Consider the following 17,972-nt stretch of genomic DNA (forward strand, 5'->3'; position numbering starts at 1 on the left):
TTCAGCGAGGGACGTGGCGGACAACATGCCCGCGACTTCCTCGGGAAGTGGCGGGGCAAGCTGGTCTGTGACGACTACAGCGGCTACAAGCAGAGCTTCGCCAACGGTGTTACCGAGATCGGTTGCATGGCCCATGCCCGCCGTAAATTTGTCGATCTGCACGTCGCTGGCAAGAGCCAGATCGCCGGGCAGGCTATCGAACTGATCGGTCAGCTATACCAGGTGGAGCGTGAGGTACAGTCACTCAGTGCGGAAGAGCGTCAACGGCTGCGGGAGACGAAAGCAAAGCCCATCGCCGATACGCTACATCGCTGGATGCTGGCGCATCGCGAGAAGGTCCCGAATGGTTCGGCGACGGCGAAAGCGTTGGATTACAGCCTGAAGCGCTGGGCGGCGTTGACGCGCTACCTGGATGACGGCGCGTTGCCGATCGATAACAACCGGGTGGAGAATCTGATTCGCCCCTGGGCGCTGGGGCGTTCAAACTGGCTGTTCGCCGGATCTCTGCGCAGTGGCCAGCGTGCTGCCACCATCATGAGCCTCATTCAGTGTGCCAAGCTGAACGGCCATGAGCCCTATACCTACCTGAAGAATGTGCTGGAAAGGCTGCCGACCCAAAAGGCTAGCCAAATGCACGAACTTCTGCCCCATCATTGGCAGCATACTGCGTGATCACTCGCAAGCGGTGATGCCCGAACGCTTACCTTCTAATGTCCTATCGAGGTGATGAATGAACTAATGGCAAAGCACAATGCAGCAGCACCCTCAATTAAATAGAGGCGTTGCACTCATTATCTACATTCACCTATCAGTAGAATATAGTGAAGTACTTTTTAAGAGTTTCTTCATATTGCGACGTGTGATGATAAGCTGGCTCGTAGCTTTTATGCGATGGTATGCGCAACTTGCATACGCCGCTGTCTACGAGCCGACTTTTCATATACAACCTAGTTCGAGATATCGGCATCGCTGGGCAAGGCCGTTACCCTGCACCGAAGCATACGCGAGGGGCCACGCCGGTCATCAGGATTGAGAAGACAGATACCGCTCCACCTGCTCGCAAGCGCGACGGATCAGCTCGGGCGCCAACTCACGCGCAGTATCGGTTTCCTGACGACTGCGGATCCAGCCCAGGTAAGTACAGCCCCTCACGGTCATGAATAGCTCCAAGCGATCCAGATCGTCATCCGACAGAGCGCGCCGCTCCCGATAACCATCGATTAGCGCCTGTTTAGCTACCTGATAGCAGACCTCTTCCTGAATGAAGTAAAGAGCCGTGGCCAGCTCAAACAAATGCCAACCGAACCCGGCATCATCGAAGTCGATCAGTCGCAGGCGACCGTGATCTGTCATTAGGTTTTCCGGGACGAAGTCGGCGTGAATCAGGCCATAGCGTTGGGGGGAACGATCGTACACTGACAGCTCGCGGCTGATGCGGTCACGCGCCGTTTCGAGCAGCCGCCGCTGAGAGTCGTTCAGCAGCTCCAGTTCCCAAAAGCGCCCCCAGAAGGGCGCATCCCCCACCAGGCCGTCGTGATCCCAGGCGTGTCGCTCGAATCCGTCCGGCAACTCCCAGCGATTCGACTGATTGTGAAGCTCGGCGGCGGTCCGCCCTAGGTCGGAATACAGCTTTGCGACCTGCTCGGCATTATCCCCCAAGCCTTCTTCCACGGTCCCTAGGGGAGCCCCGTCTATCCAGGCGAAGAGATCGACATGGCGAGGCTCCTCGATGATTTCAGTAGACTCGCTGACCAGCAGGCGGCCGTCATTCGTGGACAGCACCTCAGGGACGGAGATGCCACTATCGTTCAGCGCCGCCATCCACTGCAACTCGGATTGCAGTGCGGCGAAGCTGTGATAGCCGTGACGGTGGATACGCAGGGCGTAGCGCTCACCGTTTCCGGCGGACACCTGGTAGACCGCATTCTCACGGTATTTCACCAGCGACAGATCGCTGCCTTCCAGCCCCCAGTGACGCAGGGAGCGTTGTGCCAGCTCCTCCAGATGAACGCCCTGATGCTCCGGGGACAGGCTGTCGAACGTGCTCATGCGGTCACCTCCTCGGTCAGTTGGGTCAGGGCCTCATCCAGGGTGTGCAGCAGGATATCCGCGTGCTCGGTCTGGAACGGCATGGGGGGACGCAGCTTCAGGATGGCGTCATGGACGCCGATCTTACTGATCAGCACGCCCTTGTCACGCATCAGGTTGATGAGACGACGCGTCTCGACCTGAGCCGGCGCCTTGGTCGCGCGATCCTTGACCAGCTCCACCCCGAAGAACATGCCCAGATCGCGGACCTCGCCGATCAGCTCGTGCTTCCGTTGCAGCTTGCGCAGGCCCTCGGCCACATAGGCGCCGGTGGTGACCGCGTTCTGCATCAGGTTGTCTTCCTCAAGGGCATCGAGCACCGCCATCCCGACTGCAGTGGACACCGGTGTTCCACCGAAGGTGTTGAAGTACATCGCCTCCTTGCTGAACGCCTCGATCATCTCGGGGCGCGCCACCACGCCGGCAAGCGGGTGACCGTTGCCCATGGGCTTGCCCATGGTGACGATGTCGGGAGTGACGTCGTACCACTGGTAGGCCCAAAAATGTCGGCCGCTACGGCCGAAGCCCGCCTGCACCTCGTCGGCGATAAAGACGCCGCCAGCCCTACGGACCTTCGCCACGGCCTTTTCCAAGAAGCCCGGCGGCACGTCGAGCAGGCCTTCGTTAGCGAAGTCGGGGCACACCAGAATGCCGGCCACGTTGATACCTTCGGCATGGAATTCATCGATCGCCTGCTGGACCCGGTCGGCATAGGCCTGGGCCAGGGCCTCGCCCGAGAGTTCGTCAAGGGGACGATAGGCGTCCGGGATCGGAAACGATTTCACGCGCTTGGTGGTCCGAGCCTCTGGCATGAAGCCAGTACCGATCTCAGCCACCGCCTCCGTGTTGCCGTGGTAGGCGAAGTCGGTGACGATGATTCCCTGCCCGCCGGTGTAGAAGCGAGCCATGCGCAGCGCCAGCTCGTTGGCTTCGCTTCCGGTGCAGGTCAGCATGGCCATCTGCAAGCCATCGTCGAAGGTCCCGGTCAGCCGCTCGAGGTAATCAACGATGTTGTCGTGCAGATAGCGGGTGTGGATGTTGAGGGTTGAGGCTTGGCGGTGCATCGCCTCGACAACTCGGGGATTGCAGTGCCCCACATGGGGTACGTTGTTGTATACGTCCAGATATCGCTTCCCTTCGTGGTCCCAGAGCCAGACCCCCTTGCCGCGCACCAAGTGCAACGGCTTATCGTAAAACAGCGGCGAGGAGTGCCCCATAACGCGATATCTTCTGGAAAGAAGGTTCTTAATCTGATCGTCGGCCATAGTGTGAGTCGCCTCTTCAATGAGAAACAATTGATGATTGACGCGACTAGTATTTGTTCTCCCGGCGAGAGAGGGCATCCATCAAAAGGTGGAGATCATTAATTTAGATCCGCCATCACTATGGCCATCAACTCGCTGCGTGCACGTGCACCTGTCTTTCGAAAGATATGGTGGAGGTGTGTCTTGACCGTTGCCAGTCCCAGCGATAATTGTTTGGCAATATCCTTGTTACCGCTGCCGCGCAGCACGAACTCCAAGACATCGAGCTCACGGCCGGTCAAGGCATACTTGGCGGTCATCACCTTGCGCTGCTGATTGCGCTGAGGCAAGTAGGTCGCATTGAGAGAAAATTCGATGAACGGCTGTACTTGGCGCAGTAGATCCAGCTCCTGTGGCTGGAAATTCCCCATGGATGCCTCGCGTAGGATAGTGACGCCCGCGATGATCTGCCCCTCGCGGCGAAAAAACATATCCGCAACGTAACGGTGGTCATGCGGCACCATGAATTCCTGGTAATAGAGCGTCTGCTTAAGCAAGTGTGGAGAGATGCGGGAGTCCAGTGTTACCACTGTGTCATTTTTGTCGGCAAAGAGTTCCGGGTTAAGCGGATCCATAGCACCATATTCCGCTCGATACTCACGCTCAGCAATCGGCGCCAAGTTATATAGCAAGGCACCGGCATGCTGCATGTTCGGACTCACCAAGAAGAAGGCCGAACCACTCAGGGGGACCAAGCGATCCACCAATGCCAAGATTTCACGCTGAAATGGATGGGTATCCTGACGATCATTCACTAGTAAGTAAGCCTCCTTTTGATACCAAGCACCCGACGATCATCCGGCACCCTACAACTAAGCAGCTGCGAGTCCAGAGATAGCGACTCGACCGACTGCAGCCAAGCTTCGTGAGCGGCCAAGTGCTCGGCGGTGAAAACCAAGAATATTATGCCTGCTCGATGATAGTCGATATCACTACTCACAGACTTGAGCTGGGCTTACAAAACAAGCTGCCAGCCAGACGGCATGCTAGGGAAATGATGATCAATTCGGTTCGCGCTGGAGCACTCAGAATGATGCTCCATCGCACCGTCGGTCGCGTTCTTCATGTAAAGTTGGCCGATTTCCCTCCTCATCAGGGTTATCTGGCTGGGAAAGCAGATGCAAAGCGCATCAACCCCGTCAACGCGTCCTTCGCATTGCCAGCATCCATGTGGATGATGAGCCCGCCTACTACGCCATCGCGCAGCATGCCTCAAAGATACCCGCCAGTCGTATCGACATCGTCAATCTGCGCCTGACCGACACGCCCCGCAATGGCTGCATCACTAATGCCCACACATTGTTCTCGGCAAGTCGAACCATCACCCGCTAGCGTCTGGCGGGTTTTTCATCGTGCGCTGACCGAGCAGGATATCTCCCCCGATTCTGTAACGATGTGGAACATCGAGGAAAACACCTATGAGGTCTGCGCGCCGGTACTGGCAGAGATACTCGACCTGCCGGCCAGCGAGCGGCCAGACCTCCTGCTGTGCATGTCAGACCGTATTGCTCTGACCGCCGTGACCCTGGCCGAACAACGTGGCATCCGAATTCCCGAGGATCTGCGTATCACCGGCTTCGACGGCATCGAGGAAGGACAATATCGGTCACCGCGCCTGACCACCGTCCAGCAGGACAGTACCGAGAAAGGCCGCCTTGCCGCGCGAATGATTCTAGGACTGGAGCCCGCGTCATCACACCGGCAATCGACACAGCTGATCCAGGGTGAAACCTGTCCGTGAGGAGATGTCGCCAGGAGTGACGCTATGGAGCGCGGCAGGTATCATCCCCAGCCCGTTCATCGCAGCCGAGGGAGGTTTCCATGCCGATCCTGCACAGCATCATTCACCGTATCGACAAGGGCAATAGCGAGACGCCGGCCCAGCTGGTGCCTGCCGCCACCGCCCTGCCGGCATCCGATGCACTGGAGGATCTGGTGTCCGGGCTCAATGATGCCTACCACGGCAAGGCCAAGAACTGGGGCCGTTTCAATGAAGACGCACCTGCCGCCTTCCCCGCCGAGCTGGCGTCTTTCCTCGCAGGTGATAGCGATTTCGCGAGCCTGACCCAGACGCTTGCCGGTCGACTCATGCCGTTGATCGATGACAACCTCCCGACAGGCGGTCATCTGCTGGTGGTGGATCACCAACAGGGCGAGACGCGTCACCTGTTCATGGCGTTGCTGCACCATCGTGACGGCTTCGCGATCGACGAGTCCCTCGCGGTAACCCCCGCCCGACAGCTCAACATGACCCAGATGTCGCTGGCCGCACGACTGGATATCAGTCAATGGCAAGGCAGCTCGACGTCTCACCCCTATCTGTCCTGGGCGCGCGATCGCGGACGCACCAAGCTCGCCGAGGCCTTCGCCGAAACGCTGGGCGCACAGGAGCAGCGGGATGCCGGTCAGGAAACCCGCACCCTGCTCAAGGCCTTCAGCGACTACGTCGAGAAGGAAGACATGGCCGAGGAGGCCAGTCGCGAGAAAACCGATACCCTGGTCGACTACGCCACTGATCAGGCCAAGCTCGGCGAGCCAATCACGCTGGATCAGTTGTCTGAGCTGATCGATGAAGAGCACCCGCAGGCCTTCTACGACCACATTCGCAACAGCGACTATGGGCTGTCACCGGAAATCCCGCCGGACAAGAAGACGCTCAACCAGTTCAAGCGTTTCACCGGGCGCGCCGCGGGCGTCTCGATCAGCTTTGATTCGCACCTGCTGGGCGACTCGGTGGAATACGATGAAGCGAGTGACCGTCTGATCATCAAGCAGGTCCCGACGGGCCTGCGCGATCAGCTCAAGCAACGCTGAAGCCTCTGATCAGACGACATCACCTGATGCACACCCGGCAGACACACGAAGGCAGGCAGATGCCTGGCCTTCGTGTGTCTGACAAGAAACCGTGTGCCCCGGCCTTTACAGCCCTTCGAGAACTTCATTCATCTGAGCACGTACACTCTGCAAGCCATTGCCGGAGAGATACCAAAGCCCCGGGGATAGCACGGTGACACCAATGTCCGCGCCGCCAGCATCGGCCAGCGCGGCCTCAAGCGCGTCAGCATCCATCGGGGTCTGGCCAATGGCAGCACTGCGATCGACCACATAAAGAGCATTCGGCGCCATCTCGGCAATATTCGCTGGCGTCAGCGGGTAGAAAGTACGCGCACCACGGCTGACCGGCTCCACGGAATCCGGCAACGCCGGCTGTTCGATCTGCAGCAGCTCAGTCACTACCGGCTCGTTACGCAAAGCATAGCGACCGTCATTGTGAGTCACGACCAGCACTCGAAGATCGTTAACGAGCCCCTCCCGTGCCGTATCGATTGCAGACTCAAGCGCTGCAAGATGATCGTGCGCCTTTTCCTCAGCATGATACGGGGACGCCAGGCTCAGCACCTTGTCACTAAATGCTTCGAAGTAATTGCCTTCTTCGAGAGTGACATCACGCGTCTCCGCCACAGCCTTGAGCGCCTCAAGCGATCCAGACTGACGGCCGGTGACCAGAATCAGGTCCGGCTCCAATCCCGCGATCGCCTCGACATCAGGCTCCTTGAGTCCGCCGACATCTGCTCGATCTTTGATCAAATGCGACACATAGGCGGGTGCAGACTGATGTGGAACCCCGACGAGATGCTCGGCCAAGCCCAGCTCATCCAGCGTATCGGCAGCGCCCCAGTCCAGACTCACGACGGAAGGGCCATGCTCTCCCCCGGCGACTTCGTGTGCCTGTGCACTCAAGGGTAAAGCAGCCAACAACAGAGTAGAGACAGACAAGGTGAGCCCAGTGACGTTCATCGACATTCCCTTTATTGAATAATAATTAATATCATTTGTGTTTGCGATCCTAGCACGACTATTTCCTCAAAATCATGCAACTGTGCGTTGCATAACCCGCAATTTACGAACGACTCCATGCCATCACCAAGGGTTGCGTAGAACGCAACTCTGTCAACAAAGAAACACACCTAAACTAAAAAATACGAATGTTTATCATTTGTTTTCTTAAACACGAAAAAAAAGATCGACACTGATGCGATGATGCCTGTCGTATTCCCAACCCGAAGTCGACGTCAACAGAGCACTCAGTGGCCCACAACCCTAAAAAACTCGTGGCTCAATAACGACATAATCGCGACCTCAAGGATCCAGGAACATGACAGTCCCCGCACTCCCCTTTGCTCGATCGGCCTTGGCTATCGGTATCGCCGCCGCTTGCCTACCTGCTGGCGTACAGGCTGACGACTCCAGCCAGTTGGAACCTGTGGTGGTGACAGCTTCCGGCTACGAACAGGTGATCTCGGATGCCCCTGCCAGTATCTCGGTCATTACCGGCGAGCAGCTCAACAAGCAGTCGTACACGGACATCACAGATGCCATGGATAATGTGCCTGGCGTCTATGTCACGGGGGGCGGGAATTCTCAGGACATCAGTATTCGAGGGATGGACAACAGCTACACGCTTTACATGATCGATGGCCGCCCTCTCTCGGCTGGCCGCTCCGTCAATACCAATGGCAATGATGAAGGCAAGCAGATTGGCCTCCCCCCAATCTCGATGATCGAGCGAGTGGAAGTGATTCGCGGACCGATGTCATCGCTGTACGGCTCACAAGCCATGGGCGGCGTCATCAACATCATCACAAAAAAAGTGGCGGATGATTGGTCGGGGTCTGTCACGACGGAATACACCCATTCGCTCAACGACATCAGCAATGACGGGCAGCAACTGAGCTTCTATACCAGCGGGCCGCTCATCGAAGGCCTGCTCGGTCTCAAGGTCCACGGAAACTGGACCGGTTATGAAGAAAGCGATTACCAGGGCGGTAGCGACAATGCTGAAAGCATGCCCGACAGCGACACACGTCAAGGAGGTGCCGAGTTCACGCTGACACCAGATGAGGACAATGCGTTCACGCTCGGCTATACCGCCTCCAAGAAAGAATACACTCACAATGCTGGCGTGAGCATCGCAGATGATTCCGAAACCAGTCGTTATCGCTACGACAAGGATGTCTATACCCTTGGCCACAAGGGAAGTTACGGCAGCTTCCTCACGGACACCTATCTGCAGCACGACATCTCGGAGAACGTGCTGGATTCCGATGATGAGAAACGCGAAGAAGTCACCACGCTCAACAACCAGACCACGTACTTCTGGGGCGACCATATGCTGACCTTCGGCGGTCAGTACAAATTCGAGCAGCTGACCGATGAGACCAATGGTTTGCTGGATTCGAATGTCCCGGGGGCCGTCGATAACGTCGATCGCTGGATCGCGGCGCTATTCGTCGAGATGGAATGGAGTCTGACCGAGGACCTCAACGTCACCACCGGCTTGCGCTACGACGATGACGAGCTGTTTGGCGGACATCTCTCGCCGCGCGTCTACGCCAATTATCACCTTGATCCGCAATGGACACTCAAGGGCGGGGTCTCCACGGGCTACAGCCAACCGAGTCTATCCGCTGCGACAGAGGGCTTCGGTCGTCTAACCGGTCGGGGCAGCGCTGTCATCATCGGTAACGAGGAGCTGGATCCGGAAACCAGTACCAATTATGAGCTGGGCACCGTCTTCCAGAACCAGTCAGGCACACTCAGCGCCGGTGCTACCCTGTTCTACACCCAGTTCAAAGACAAGATCTCTGAAGATCGCCTCTGCCAAGGTCCGGATGCAGGTTTCTCCGATCCTGCCTTCCGCGAGTGCAGCTATGCCGGCACGGACTACTATTTCGTCAGCACCTACCGCAACATCGACGAAGCCGTCATGCAGGGGATCGAGCTGTCACTGGACTATGCCATCACGCCAAGCGTGAATCTGAGTTCCAGCTACACCTACACCGACTCCGAGCAGAAAAGTGGTGAATTCAAGGGCGAGCCCTTGAACAAGGTCCCGGAACATATGCTCAACGTGGCACTCGACTGGCAGGCTACTCACGACCTCAACCTGTGGGCACAGGGGAACTACCGTGGCGAAACCAGTGATTACCTGTCACGTACCAGCATGAGCGAAGGCACGCCGAGCTATACCTTCTTCGATGTGGGTGTCGTCTATGCCTTGAACGAGAGCGCTCGCGTCAAGGCTGGCCTCTACAACATCGCTGACAAGGAAGTCACCAATGACACCTACGGCGTGGTGCTGGATGGCCGCCGGTTGAACCTTGGGCTGACCATGGACTTCTGACCCTCAACTAGAAGCATTCATGCTGACGCGACAAGGGGAGCCGAGGCTCCCCTTGTCGCGTTTCAGTTCATAACCTAAAAATAGGACGTCAGGCATGAGGGCCGGTGTCATCATCAGCATCTTCCATCAGATCCACGATACTCGCTGCCATTTTCCTCCAAGAACCACTCGCGGAAAGCTTGCACCTTGGCAAGTGTTTCAATTGCAACTTGCAGCTCCGCAGCGGAGTTATTCACCGATGACCCATGACGTGTTGCGAGTGGGTTACCTGGCAGTCGTTCTCAAGGATTGCTCGAACCTGTCCAGGAAGAGGTCGGCTTCCGAGCGTTCGATGCACAGTGGCGGGCGAATCTTCAAGGTACTGCCGGACTTGCCGGCCCCGCCGATCAACACGCCATTGCGCTTGAGGTCGTTGATCAACGCCGTGGTGCGCTGGGCGTCCGGCGCTCCGTCACGCGTCGGGTCACAGAGGTCCAGCCCCAGGAACAGCCCGGCGCCTCGTACATCGCTCACCTCCTCGAAGCGTGCCTGAATGTCCTGCAGCTGTCGCTTGAAGTACTCGCCCTGACGCTCTGCATTGGCCATCAGGTCTTCCTCGGCGATCACGTCCAGCACCGCCGTGCCCGCCGCCACGGCGACCGGTGAGCCGCCGAAGGTATTGAAGTAGCCCACATCAGCGTTCAGGACCGCCAGCAACTCCTCGCGTGCCGCCAGCCCGGACATCGGGAAGCCGTTGCCCATCGGTTTGCCCATGGTCACCACATCCGGCGTCACGCCGTGGCGCGAGAAGCCCCACATCCCCTGCCCCGTGCGCCCAAAGCCGGGCTGGACCTCATCGGAGATGAACAGGCCGCCCCGGGACTGCAGGAGTTCGACCGCGGGCTTCAGGAAACCTGCGGGGTCGGCATAGATGCCATCGCTCGAGAAGATGGAGTCGACCAGCAGCGCCGCGCATCCATGGCCCCTCGCCTCCAGCTGTTCGATGCCGTACCGCACCTGCTCGGCGAACCAGACGGCCGGGTCTGCCTGCTCACTCATCCGGGAGATCGGCAGGATATGTACGTGATCCGGCGGCGTTCCCTGTTTGTAGGAAGACGGTGAAACTTCCGTCACGGCGGCCGTGTTGCCGTGGTAGGCCGCCTCGGTGACGATGATCCCCTGCCGGCCCGTCCAGCCACGCGCCAGCCTCAGCGCCATGTCGTTGCTTTCACTGCCGGTACACATCATCACCAGTCGATTGAGCGCGCGCGGCAGCGTGTCCAGCAGACGCTCGGCATAGCGATGGATGCCTTCGTGCAGATAGCGGTTGTGCACGTTGAGGGTCCCCATCTGTTCAGCGACCGCCTGAACCACGCGAGGATGGCAGTGGCCGATGGACGGCACATTGTTGTAGACATCCAGGTAGCGCTTGCCTTGATCATCGAACAACCAGACCCGCTCGCCCCGGACGATGTGCAGCGGCTCCTCATAGAAGAGCATGGACGTCGGCCCTACCGTTTCCAGCCGCTTGCGCACCAAGGCGCCGATTCGCGCATCAGCCTTGTCGATATGCGCCATGCTGAAGGCGTTCTGATCCAGAATCCCGCGTACCTTTTCCATCACGCCATCCTCACCTTGTCATTGATTGTCCGATCTGTACCTGTCCGATCAACATCCGCCTGATCGTCGTGTTCCTGCATGCCCAGTGTCTGCACGACACCTTGCTGGCCCTCTCGTGACTGGCCCCCTCGTTGCTGAACATAGCGCCGCGCCATGATGGCCGTATCCCGGCTGAAACCATCACTCAGTGTCTTGCCTTCCTTGCTCTCCTGATGCGTGGCCAGCCAGGCACACAGCAGAATGCGACGCAACATGATGAAGGTATCCAGCATTGCCTCATCCGCGGACGAGAACTCGGCCACCGAGCGGTACCCCTTGATCCAGGCGTCTCTCAGCTGCGCGACGCACGGATCCATCTCGTGGAAGCTGATCGCGGCAGCGAAGTCATAGGCATACCAGCAGAAGCCGCAGTCATCGAAGTCGATGATCGCCATGCTGTCCCGTGATACCAGCAGGTTGGTCAAGCGCAGGTCGGCATGGACCAGCCCGAACTGCTCTGGTGCCGTGCCATAAAGCGCGATTTCCGACTTGAGATAGGGGATGGCAGCATTGATGGCCTGGGCCTCTTCCAGCGTCATGCGCGGCGCATTTCGCCAATCGCCCCACAGTCCACGGGGTGAGATCATGCTTTCCAAGTCCCAGCGCTTGCGCACGAAGCCTTCCGGCGGCTGCCAGCGACGGCTGTGTTCGTGCAGCGTGGCAGTCATCGCGCCCAGCCGTTCGAACCACTGCGGCAGACCCTCGTCGATATCCGGCTCACTGCCGACCACATGCTCGAAGGCCACCACATACAAGGATTGCCCGCCGGCGGAGATGCTCAGCACAGGGCTGCCTGTTGTGGTCATGACCGGCGCCGGCGTATTGATCCGTGCCGTCGTGCGCAGGTCATCGATCCAGGCCAACTCGGACTCGATCTCCTCCCGGCAGTGATAGTCCGGGCGGTGGACCCGAATGATGATCCTGCGCCCCTCCTCGTCGTCCTCGGCCAGAAAGGTCGCGTTCTCTGACATGGTCAGCAGCGAGATCCGCGAGGTTTCCGACATGTGCCACTTTTCCAGGCAAGTGACCAACTCGTGTCTTGTTTGATTTATCAGAGCTTCCGTATACATCTCACCACCTCGCTGACATGGGAAGACCGGGGATCTTGCGGTCTCGGTGTCACACTTCGTCTGCAGCCAGAAGCCAATGGCCAATCTCACGACCCACGATCTGGCTCACGGCATGACTCTGTGCGCGAAAGTTGCATGACTCAGACTAACGACAGCGCGAGGTGATGCGTTATCAGCATCCGGCAAAGCTGAAAAAACCAACAAGAACAATGAGTTGATTGATCAATGCACGAAGATGTATCACGAACGGACGACAGTGATGCCACCTGGCAGCACGGGATTTTCGAGCATGCACCAGGCAAGTGCACACGGGAGGCATGGGACGTCAATGAACAGGCGCATAACCTGACCGACTGGTCGCAACACTATGATCAGTACGGTCAGGGCGCCTTCTACGGACGTATCGATGAACTCCATCTGCCGGGAATGCAGGTATTCAAGGAATACACCAGCCAGGCATTGGACCAGCAATGTCATGTCTGGCCGGATTCGCTGTGGATCGGTATTCCCGCCGAGCGACAGCCCTGCCGGATCAATGGCTACGCGCTTGAGGCAGGCGATATCATGTGTCAGCCGGGCGGGCATGATTTCGCGCTGACCACGCCGGACACTTTCGCGATCCACTGTCTCGTGTTGCGGCGTGACTGGCTGCTCGAGGTCGCGGGGGAGTCGGCACTGACGCTATTGGAAGGGGATCCGCAGCACACGATGCGACTCGGGGTGACGCAAGGGACTCGGCGAGGGGTCACCTTCCTGATGGACCGCCTGATCAAGCGACTGGGGCCGGGATTCGAGGTTCAGGTGCATCAGGGCATCCTGTCACTGGCTGTTGCCGCCATTCTTGAGGAATGGACACCTCTAACCGACCGCTACCCCAGCTATCACCACCGACGGCAGGTAGTGGAGCGCGTACGCGAGCATGTAAACCGAGGGGAGCCTGCACCGGTCAGCATCGAGAGTCTCTGTCGTATCGCCCACGTCAGTCAGCGGACACTGCACAACAGCTTCACCAGCATCCTCGGCCTCAGTCCGATGCAGTTCATCCGCTTCAACCGACTCAATCAAGTACGGCGGAGGCTTTGCGATCCCCTGTCAACGAGCACGATCGGTCAGGTCGCTAGCGACTGGGGGTTCTATCATCTGGGCCAGTTTGCCCAGGACTACCGCCGTCTGTTCGGTGAGAGTCCCTCGGGTACCCAGGCGCGCTATCGGGCGAGAGAAAGCGTCGCCGTGAAAATAGGCGGGGCGATATGTGTGCTATCAAGAAACCGACTAGATAGAAGCTCTAAGCCAAACCATTTTAGTACTGCCGCTGAGATGGTTGGGCTGCGAAACAAGTACAGACTTAATGGTGATCTGAGGGCGGTGCACGCCGGATATCGAGACAGACGAGGCCATATCGACGCTCATCGGGAATTACTTCATAATCGCAAGGCTGATGATAATGATATGCAACTGCTGGTGATGTAATCTCCTGTGCAAAAGTCAACATCTCCCCATCGCTGGCGTTGCCCCTCCACTTCTCAACGAGCACAACATGAAGCCCTTTCTCACCACCGCCGCCTGCGGGTTGTTACTCGCGGTAAGCAACAGCGTCTCTGCCGAAGTCATCACCCTGACCGATATCGCCGGCCGGCAAGTCACCCTCGACACCCCGGTCGAGCGCATGATTCTGGGCGAAGGTCGCCAAGTCTATCTGCTGGGCGCACTGGAGCCCGAGGCTCCCTTCGACAAGGTAGTAGGCTGGCGTGAGGACTTCTCTCAAGCCGATCCGGACAACTATGCCCACTATGCCAAGCGCTTTCCGGAACTCGAGAAGATTCCAACCTTCGGTGGTTTCAAGGATGGCACCTTCGATGTCGAGCAGGCGGCAGCCTGAAGCCGGATGTGGTGCTGATGAACCTGGAAGCGCGTCAGGCAACTGAAGACGCTGCCTATGATGACAAACTGGCACAGCTGAACATCCCGATTGTCTATGTCGACTTCCGCGAGGACCCACTCGAGAACACCACCCCGTCCATGCGCCTGATGGGCCAGTTGCTGGGCAAGGAAGACAAGGCGGAGGCGTTCATCGCCTACACCGAAGAGCAGATGGCACGCGTCACCGATGTCATCGCGAAGCAAGACCCACAGCGCCCTGACGTCTTCATTGACCGTGCCGGCGGTTACTCCGATGACTGCTGCATGAGCTTCGGTTCGGGCAACTTCGGTGAATACGTCGATCTGGCCGGCGGCCACAACATTGCCGAAGGCATCATTCCTTCCACCTTTGGCACCCTGAATCCCGAGCAGATCATCGCTGCCAATCCTGAACATGTCGTCGTGACAGGGGGAAGCTGGGACGCTATGTACCCGGCGGCAAATGGGTCGGTGTCGGCCCGGGGGCCGATCAGGATCTCGCTCGCGAGAAGCTTCAGGCCTTGACCCAGCGCACCGCCATGACGGGTATTAAAGCCGTGGATAACGCCAACTTCCACGCCATCTGGCATCAGTTCTACAACAGCCCCTACTACTTCGTGGCAGTCCAGAAGATGGCCAAATGGTTCCACCCGGAGCTGTTTGCCGATCTCGATCCGGAAGCCACCATGCAGGAGCTGCACGAACGCTTCCTGCCCGTGGACTACGCACCTGGCTACTGGGTATCGCTGAAAGATGAATGATGTCACCTCTTCCCCCCCCCCCTCTCGCAAGGGGGGAGTCACTACCGTGCCTCGGTGCTCAAACGGCAGGTGATCCTGGTGTCACTGGGCGTAGCGTTGTTCTTGAGCCTATGCCTGGATCTATCACTCGGCCCGGCACGCTTCCCTCTCGATGAGGTCATCGCGGCATTGATCTCACCGGACTCTGTCAGTGATCAGGTGCGGGTCATCCTATGGGAAATCCGTATGCCCGTCGCCCTGATGGCGCTGGTGGTCGGTGCCAGCCTGTCGGTGGCCGGTGCCCAGATGCAGACCATCCTCAGCAACCCCCTGGCTAGCCCCTTCACTCTGGGCATCTCGGCCGGGGCCAGCTTCGGTGCCGCGCTGGCACTGGCCTTTGGCGTCGCGATCATTCCCGCCGCCATCGATTATGTGGTCCCCATCAATGCCTTCGTCATGGCCATGATCACGGCCTTCTTCATCCACGCCTTGAGCATGAAGCGTGGCGTGACAATCGAGACCATCGTGCTGCTCGGCATTGCCATGGTCTTCATCTTCAATTCGCTGATGGCCCTGATCCAGTTCTTCGCCAGCCAACAGGCCGTGGCCGCCGTGGTCTTCTGGACCATGGGCAGCCTGACCAAGGCCACCTGGCCCAAGTTCTGGGTCTCGCTCGGCGTTCTGGCGATCGTGCTGCCACTACTGGCACGTCATGGCTGGGCACTGACGGCCATGCGCCTGGGAGATACCAAGGCGGAAAGCATGGGCGTCAAACCCAAGGCGCTGCGCCTGGAAGTGCTGGTACTGGTCTCGCTACTGGCTGCCATCGCCGTCGCCTTCGTCGGCACCATCGGCTTCATCGGTCTGGTCGGTCCGCATATCGCACGCCTGCTGCTGGGGGAAGATCAACGCTTCTTCGTGCCCGGCTCTGCCCTGTGCGGGGCGCTGATTCTCTCGATCGGCTCGGTGCTGTCGAAGATCATCCTGCCGGGCACGGTGATCCCGATCGGCATCATCACCTCACTGGTCGGCATTCCCTTCTTCCTGTTCCTCATCCTGCGACAGAAGTCTTCCTCATGGTAACGCTCACGCTTGATCGCTTGTCCGCCCACTATGGTCGCCGCCAGATTCTGGCGGAGGTCACGACGCCCTGCTTTGAAGGGGGCCAGGTGGTGGCCTTGCTGGGGCCCAACGCCGCCGGCAAGTCGACCTTGTTCCGGCGCATCCTCGGGTTGATCGACGGCGGTGGAGAGGCACGCGTCGAGGGCGCGACTCGCCAGCGCCCCATCGGCTACATGCCACAGGACACCGGCGTCAATGCCGTGCTGACGGTCTATGAATCGGTACTACTGGCGCGCATGCAGGGGCGCAGCCTGAAGGTTCAGCCCGAGGACATGACAGAGGTAGAGCGTGCACTGGACGATCTGGGAATCAGCGCGCTGGGCGAGCGGGACATCAGTGATCTGAGTGGAGGCCAGCGCCAGCTGGTGGGGGCCGCCCAGGCGCTGGTGCAGTCACCCGAGATTCTGCTGTTGGATGAGCCAACCTCTGCACTGGATCTGCATCGCCAGCTGCAGCTCTTGACCATTCTGCGTCGCCTCGCCCGCGAGCGAGGCATGCTGATCATTGCCGCCTTGCACGACCTGGGCCAGGCACTGCGCTTCACGGACCAGGCCATGCTGCTTCAGAACGGCCGCCTCATCGCCAGCGGCCCGACCGCTGAGGTAGTCACTCCGGAGCGACTGCGTGAGGTCTATCGCGTAGCTGCCCGCATCGAGCCCTGCTCCCAGGGGCAGCCACAGCTCATCGTCGAAGAGGCCATCTGATCTGACGCCCTTCGAAGGCGGCCAGCCCTGCCCCTGCCAGCATCAGGGGCAGGGCAAACAGGAAGCCACTCGAGATGGGGGCATGGAAGATCAGCAGGTCCGCCAGAATCGGCCAGAGCAACGCGACATACTCGAAGGGTGCCAGGCGGGACGCCTCAGCGTAGCGCAATGCCAGTGTCATGCAGATATGCGCGGCACCCCCGAACAATCCTGACAGCACCAACAGCCCCAGCGCCTCCCGGGAAAGCGGCGCCCATCCCATCGGAAGCGTCGCCAAGCCTGCCAAGGCCGAGACCAGGATGAAATAGAAGGCGATCGCTCCGGCCGTCTCGGTACGCGAGATACGCCTCACCGTCAGCAACGCGCCAGTCGTCAGCAGTGCCGAGAGTACTCCCAGAACGTAGCCGGTCACATTGCCGGTACTGCTCTCGAGGTTCAGCGACGGCAGAATCAGCACCATAACTCCCGCCAAGGCCAGCCCCAGCGCCAACGCCCGTTGGCGACTGAACCGCTCCCCCCAGCAAGACCACACCACCCACGGCCATCATGACCGGCGTCAGCTGTGCCAGCAGCGTCGCCTCCGAGATGGGCAGCAAGGCAACCGCCGCAAAGGAGGCAAACATCGCGGCCGCACCGAAACCGGAGCGCAGCAGATGCCCGCCCGGCCGACGGGTCGCCAGACCACGCGGGAACTCCTTGCGCCACATCATGAAGCTCATGATCGGAATCAAGGCAAAGGCCGAACGAAAGAACACCGTCTGCCCCACTTCCACCGTCTCGCTGACCGCCTTCACACACACCATCATGCCGGTGAACAACACACCGGACAGCAATCTGAGAACAATTCCGGCCAAGGGCCGATCCACCAACTCCGTCATGACTATCGATTCGCTACGCGGCTGAAAGAAAGGCAGCATTCTCCCGATTCCCTCTACGGAATGCCATGGCAACGTGCCACGCCAGAGGCGAATTTTCGCGATATTGAGGCCAACTTCGAATAGACGCCTCTTTTCCCGCTGGGTGATATTTACGACCTCTCTTTCATCTGCTAGATTTGGTTTATCGAGGCAAAATCCTCGGTCGGGTTTGGCGACTCGAAACCACAAAGGCGCATCAGCGCCCCGGACCATGGTTGGCGCTTTTTTTGTGCCTGCCATGCGTTATGGCGGTCGTGCGCGGGAGACCCTCGGGTCTGCCGGTGTCCTTTGTGGCCGGTTCGCCAA

The 17,972-nt window shown here is 59.0% G+C and carries 17 protein-coding genes and 1 pseudogene; 11 read left to right on the forward strand and 7 right to left on the reverse strand.

Annotated elements, in window-relative coordinates; genetic code table 11:
• Nucleotides 1-672 (forward strand): IS66 family transposase (gene tnpC, locus BF12_RS0110475; protein ID WP_024952235.1); only part of this gene is annotated, 672 nt, incomplete at its 5' end.
• A gap of 351 nt (nt 673-1,023) precedes the next feature.
• Here the strand turns inward: tnpC and BF12_RS0110480 are convergent.
• The 3 genes from BF12_RS0110480 to BF12_RS0110490 all read right to left on the reverse strand — a co-directional run bounded on the left by BF12_RS0110480 (nt 1,024) and on the right by BF12_RS0110490 (nt 4,147).
• Nucleotides 1,024-2,049: a phosphotransferase enzyme family protein gene (locus BF12_RS0110480; protein WP_024952236.1), complete on the reverse strand. Its 1,026-nt coding sequence runs from the start codon at nt 2,047-2,049 to the stop codon at nt 1,024-1,026.
• Nucleotides 2,046-3,353, reverse strand: coding sequence for an aspartate aminotransferase family protein (locus BF12_RS0110485; RefSeq protein ID WP_024952237.1), 1,308 nt, complete (start codon nt 3,351-3,353; stop codon nt 2,046-2,048). Before BF12_RS0110485 ends, BF12_RS0110480 begins: the two co-directional genes overlap by 4 nt.
• Nucleotides 3,354-3,451: 98 nt before the next feature.
• Nucleotides 3,452-4,147, reverse strand: a complete 696-nt coding sequence (locus BF12_RS0110490) for a helix-turn-helix transcriptional regulator (RefSeq protein WP_024952238.1) — start codon at nt 4,145-4,147, stop codon at nt 3,452-3,454.
• 415 nt (nt 4,148-4,562) lie between these two features.
• Here BF12_RS0110490 and BF12_RS22835 point away from each other — a divergent pair, with 415 nt between their 5' ends.
• From BF12_RS22835 to BF12_RS0110505, 3 genes are all read left to right on the forward strand, one after another.
• Entirely contained in the window at nt 4,563-4,724 is a 162-nt protein-coding gene (locus tag BF12_RS22835; RefSeq protein WP_248623675.1) for a hypothetical protein, read from the forward strand.
• A 61-nt stretch (nt 4,725-4,785) separates the two neighbouring features.
• Nucleotides 4,786-5,133: a substrate-binding domain-containing protein gene (locus BF12_RS22840; protein WP_024952239.1), complete on the forward strand. Its 348-nt coding sequence runs from the start codon at nt 4,786-4,788 to the stop codon at nt 5,131-5,133.
• A gap of 80 nt (nt 5,134-5,213) precedes the next feature.
• Entirely contained in the window at nt 5,214-6,206 is a 993-nt protein-coding gene (locus tag BF12_RS0110505; RefSeq protein WP_024952240.1) for a nucleoid-associated protein, read from the forward strand.
• A 105-nt stretch (nt 6,207-6,311) separates the two neighbouring features.
• Here the strand turns inward: BF12_RS0110505 and BF12_RS0110510 are convergent, their stop codons facing one another.
• Complete coding sequence (locus BF12_RS0110510) at nt 6,312-7,190, reverse strand: ABC transporter substrate-binding protein (protein WP_024952241.1); 879 nt, start codon at nt 7,188-7,190, stop codon at nt 6,312-6,314.
• A 358-nt stretch (nt 7,191-7,548) separates the two neighbouring features.
• Here BF12_RS0110510 and BF12_RS0110515 point away from each other — a divergent pair, with 358 nt between their 5' ends.
• Nucleotides 7,549-9,576 (forward strand): TonB-dependent receptor domain-containing protein, encoded by a 2,028-nt coding sequence (locus tag BF12_RS0110515; RefSeq protein ID WP_024952242.1) that lies wholly within the window; start codon nt 7,549-7,551, stop codon nt 9,574-9,576.
• Between the two features lie 264 nt (nt 9,577-9,840).
• Here BF12_RS0110515 and BF12_RS0110520 read toward each other — a convergent pair whose 3' ends face one another.
• Both BF12_RS0110520 and BF12_RS0110525 read right to left on the reverse strand, forming a co-directional pair.
• Nucleotides 9,841-11,175, reverse strand: coding sequence for an aspartate aminotransferase family protein (locus BF12_RS0110520; RefSeq protein WP_024952243.1), 1,335 nt, complete (start codon nt 11,173-11,175; stop codon nt 9,841-9,843).
• Complete coding sequence (locus BF12_RS0110525; RefSeq protein WP_248623676.1) at nt 11,175-12,218, reverse strand: phosphotransferase enzyme family protein; 1,044 nt, start codon at nt 12,216-12,218, stop codon at nt 11,175-11,177. The genes BF12_RS0110520 and BF12_RS0110525 overlap by 1 nt, the downstream gene beginning before the upstream one ends.
• A 291-nt stretch (nt 12,219-12,509) precedes the next feature.
• Here BF12_RS0110525 and BF12_RS19660 point away from each other — a divergent pair, with 291 nt between their 5' ends.
• The 6 genes from BF12_RS19660 (at nt 12,510) to BF12_RS0110545 (ending at nt 16,749) form a co-directional block, all read left to right on the forward strand.
• On the forward strand, nt 12,510-13,754 hold the full coding sequence (locus BF12_RS19660) for a helix-turn-helix domain-containing protein (protein WP_024952245.1): 1,245 nt from the start codon (nt 12,510-12,512) through the stop codon (nt 13,752-13,754).
• Nucleotides 13,755-13,821: 67 nt separating this feature from the next.
• Complete coding sequence (locus BF12_RS22845) at nt 13,822-14,163, forward strand: TroA family protein (RefSeq protein ID WP_248623677.1); 342 nt, start codon at nt 13,822-13,824, stop codon at nt 14,161-14,163.
• A gap of 17 nt (nt 14,164-14,180) precedes the next feature.
• The gene (locus BF12_RS22850) at nt 14,181-14,708 is read left to right on the forward strand and encodes an ABC transporter substrate-binding protein (RefSeq protein ID WP_248623678.1); all 528 of its coding nucleotides are present in this window, start codon (nt 14,181-14,183) and stop codon (nt 14,706-14,708) included.
• The gene (locus tag BF12_RS22855) at nt 14,705-14,944 is read left to right on the forward strand and encodes a TroA family protein (protein ID WP_248623679.1); all 240 of its coding nucleotides are present in this window, start codon (nt 14,705-14,707) and stop codon (nt 14,942-14,944) included. The genes BF12_RS22850 and BF12_RS22855 overlap by 4 nt, the downstream gene beginning before the upstream one ends.
• A 75-nt stretch (nt 14,945-15,019) precedes the next feature.
• Nucleotides 15,020-16,006 carry a FecCD family ABC transporter permease gene (locus tag BF12_RS0110540; RefSeq protein ID WP_439644508.1) on the forward strand — a complete coding sequence of 329 codons (987 nt, stop codon included), beginning with the start codon at nt 15,020-15,022 and terminating at the stop codon, nt 16,004-16,006.
• On the forward strand, nt 16,000-16,749 hold the full coding sequence (locus BF12_RS0110545) for an ABC transporter ATP-binding protein (protein WP_024952247.1): 750 nt from the start codon (nt 16,000-16,002) through the stop codon (nt 16,747-16,749). Before BF12_RS0110540 ends, BF12_RS0110545 begins: the two co-directional genes overlap by 7 nt.
• Here the strand turns inward: BF12_RS0110545 and BF12_RS19670 are convergent.
• Nucleotides 16,727-17,627, reverse strand: a pseudogene (locus tag BF12_RS19670) (DMT family transporter). The gene BF12_RS0110545 and the pseudogene BF12_RS19670 overlap by 23 nt on opposite strands.
• Between the last annotated feature and the right edge of the window lie 345 nt (nt 17,628-17,972).

Origin of the sequence: Cobetia crustatorum (assembly GCF_000591415.1) — a bacterium.
GTDB classification, from domain to species: Bacteria; Pseudomonadota; Gammaproteobacteria; order Pseudomonadales; family Halomonadaceae; genus Cobetia; species Cobetia crustatorum.

Coding starts and splice junctions, on each gene's coding strand:
- BF12_RS0110480 (WP_024952236.1), bottom strand. CDS start 2,049: ATGAGCACGTTCGACAGCCTGTCCCCGGAGCATCAGGGCGTTCATCTG.
- BF12_RS0110485 (WP_024952237.1), bottom strand. CDS start 3,353: ATGGCCGACGATCAGATTAAGAACCTTCTTTCCAGAAGATATCGCGTT.
- BF12_RS22840 (WP_024952239.1), top strand. CDS start 4,786: ATGTGGAACATCGAGGAAAACACCTATGAGGTCTGCGCGCCGGTACTG.
- BF12_RS0110505 (WP_024952240.1), top strand. CDS start 5,214: ATGCCGATCCTGCACAGCATCATTCACCGTATCGACAAGGGCAATAGC.
- BF12_RS0110510 (WP_024952241.1), bottom strand. CDS start 7,190: ATGAACGTCACTGGGCTCACCTTGTCTGTCTCTACTCTGTTGTTGGCT.
- BF12_RS0110515 (WP_024952242.1), top strand. CDS start 7,549: ATGACAGTCCCCGCACTCCCCTTTGCTCGATCGGCCTTGGCTATCGGT.
- BF12_RS0110520 (WP_024952243.1), bottom strand. CDS start 11,175: ATGGAAAAGGTACGCGGGATTCTGGATCAGAACGCCTTCAGCATGGCG.
- BF12_RS0110525 (WP_248623676.1), bottom strand. CDS start 12,218: ATGTCGGAAACCTCGCGGATCTCGCTGCTGACCATGTCAGAGAACGCG.
- BF12_RS19660 (WP_024952245.1), top strand. CDS start 12,510: ATGCACGAAGATGTATCACGAACGGACGACAGTGATGCCACCTGGCAG.
- BF12_RS22845 (WP_248623677.1), top strand. CDS start 13,822: ATGAAGCCCTTTCTCACCACCGCCGCCTGCGGGTTGTTACTCGCGGTA.
- BF12_RS22850 (WP_248623678.1), top strand. CDS start 14,181: ATGAACCTGGAAGCGCGTCAGGCAACTGAAGACGCTGCCTATGATGAC.
- BF12_RS0110545 (WP_024952247.1), top strand. CDS start 16,000: ATGGTAACGCTCACGCTTGATCGCTTGTCCGCCCACTATGGTCGCCGC.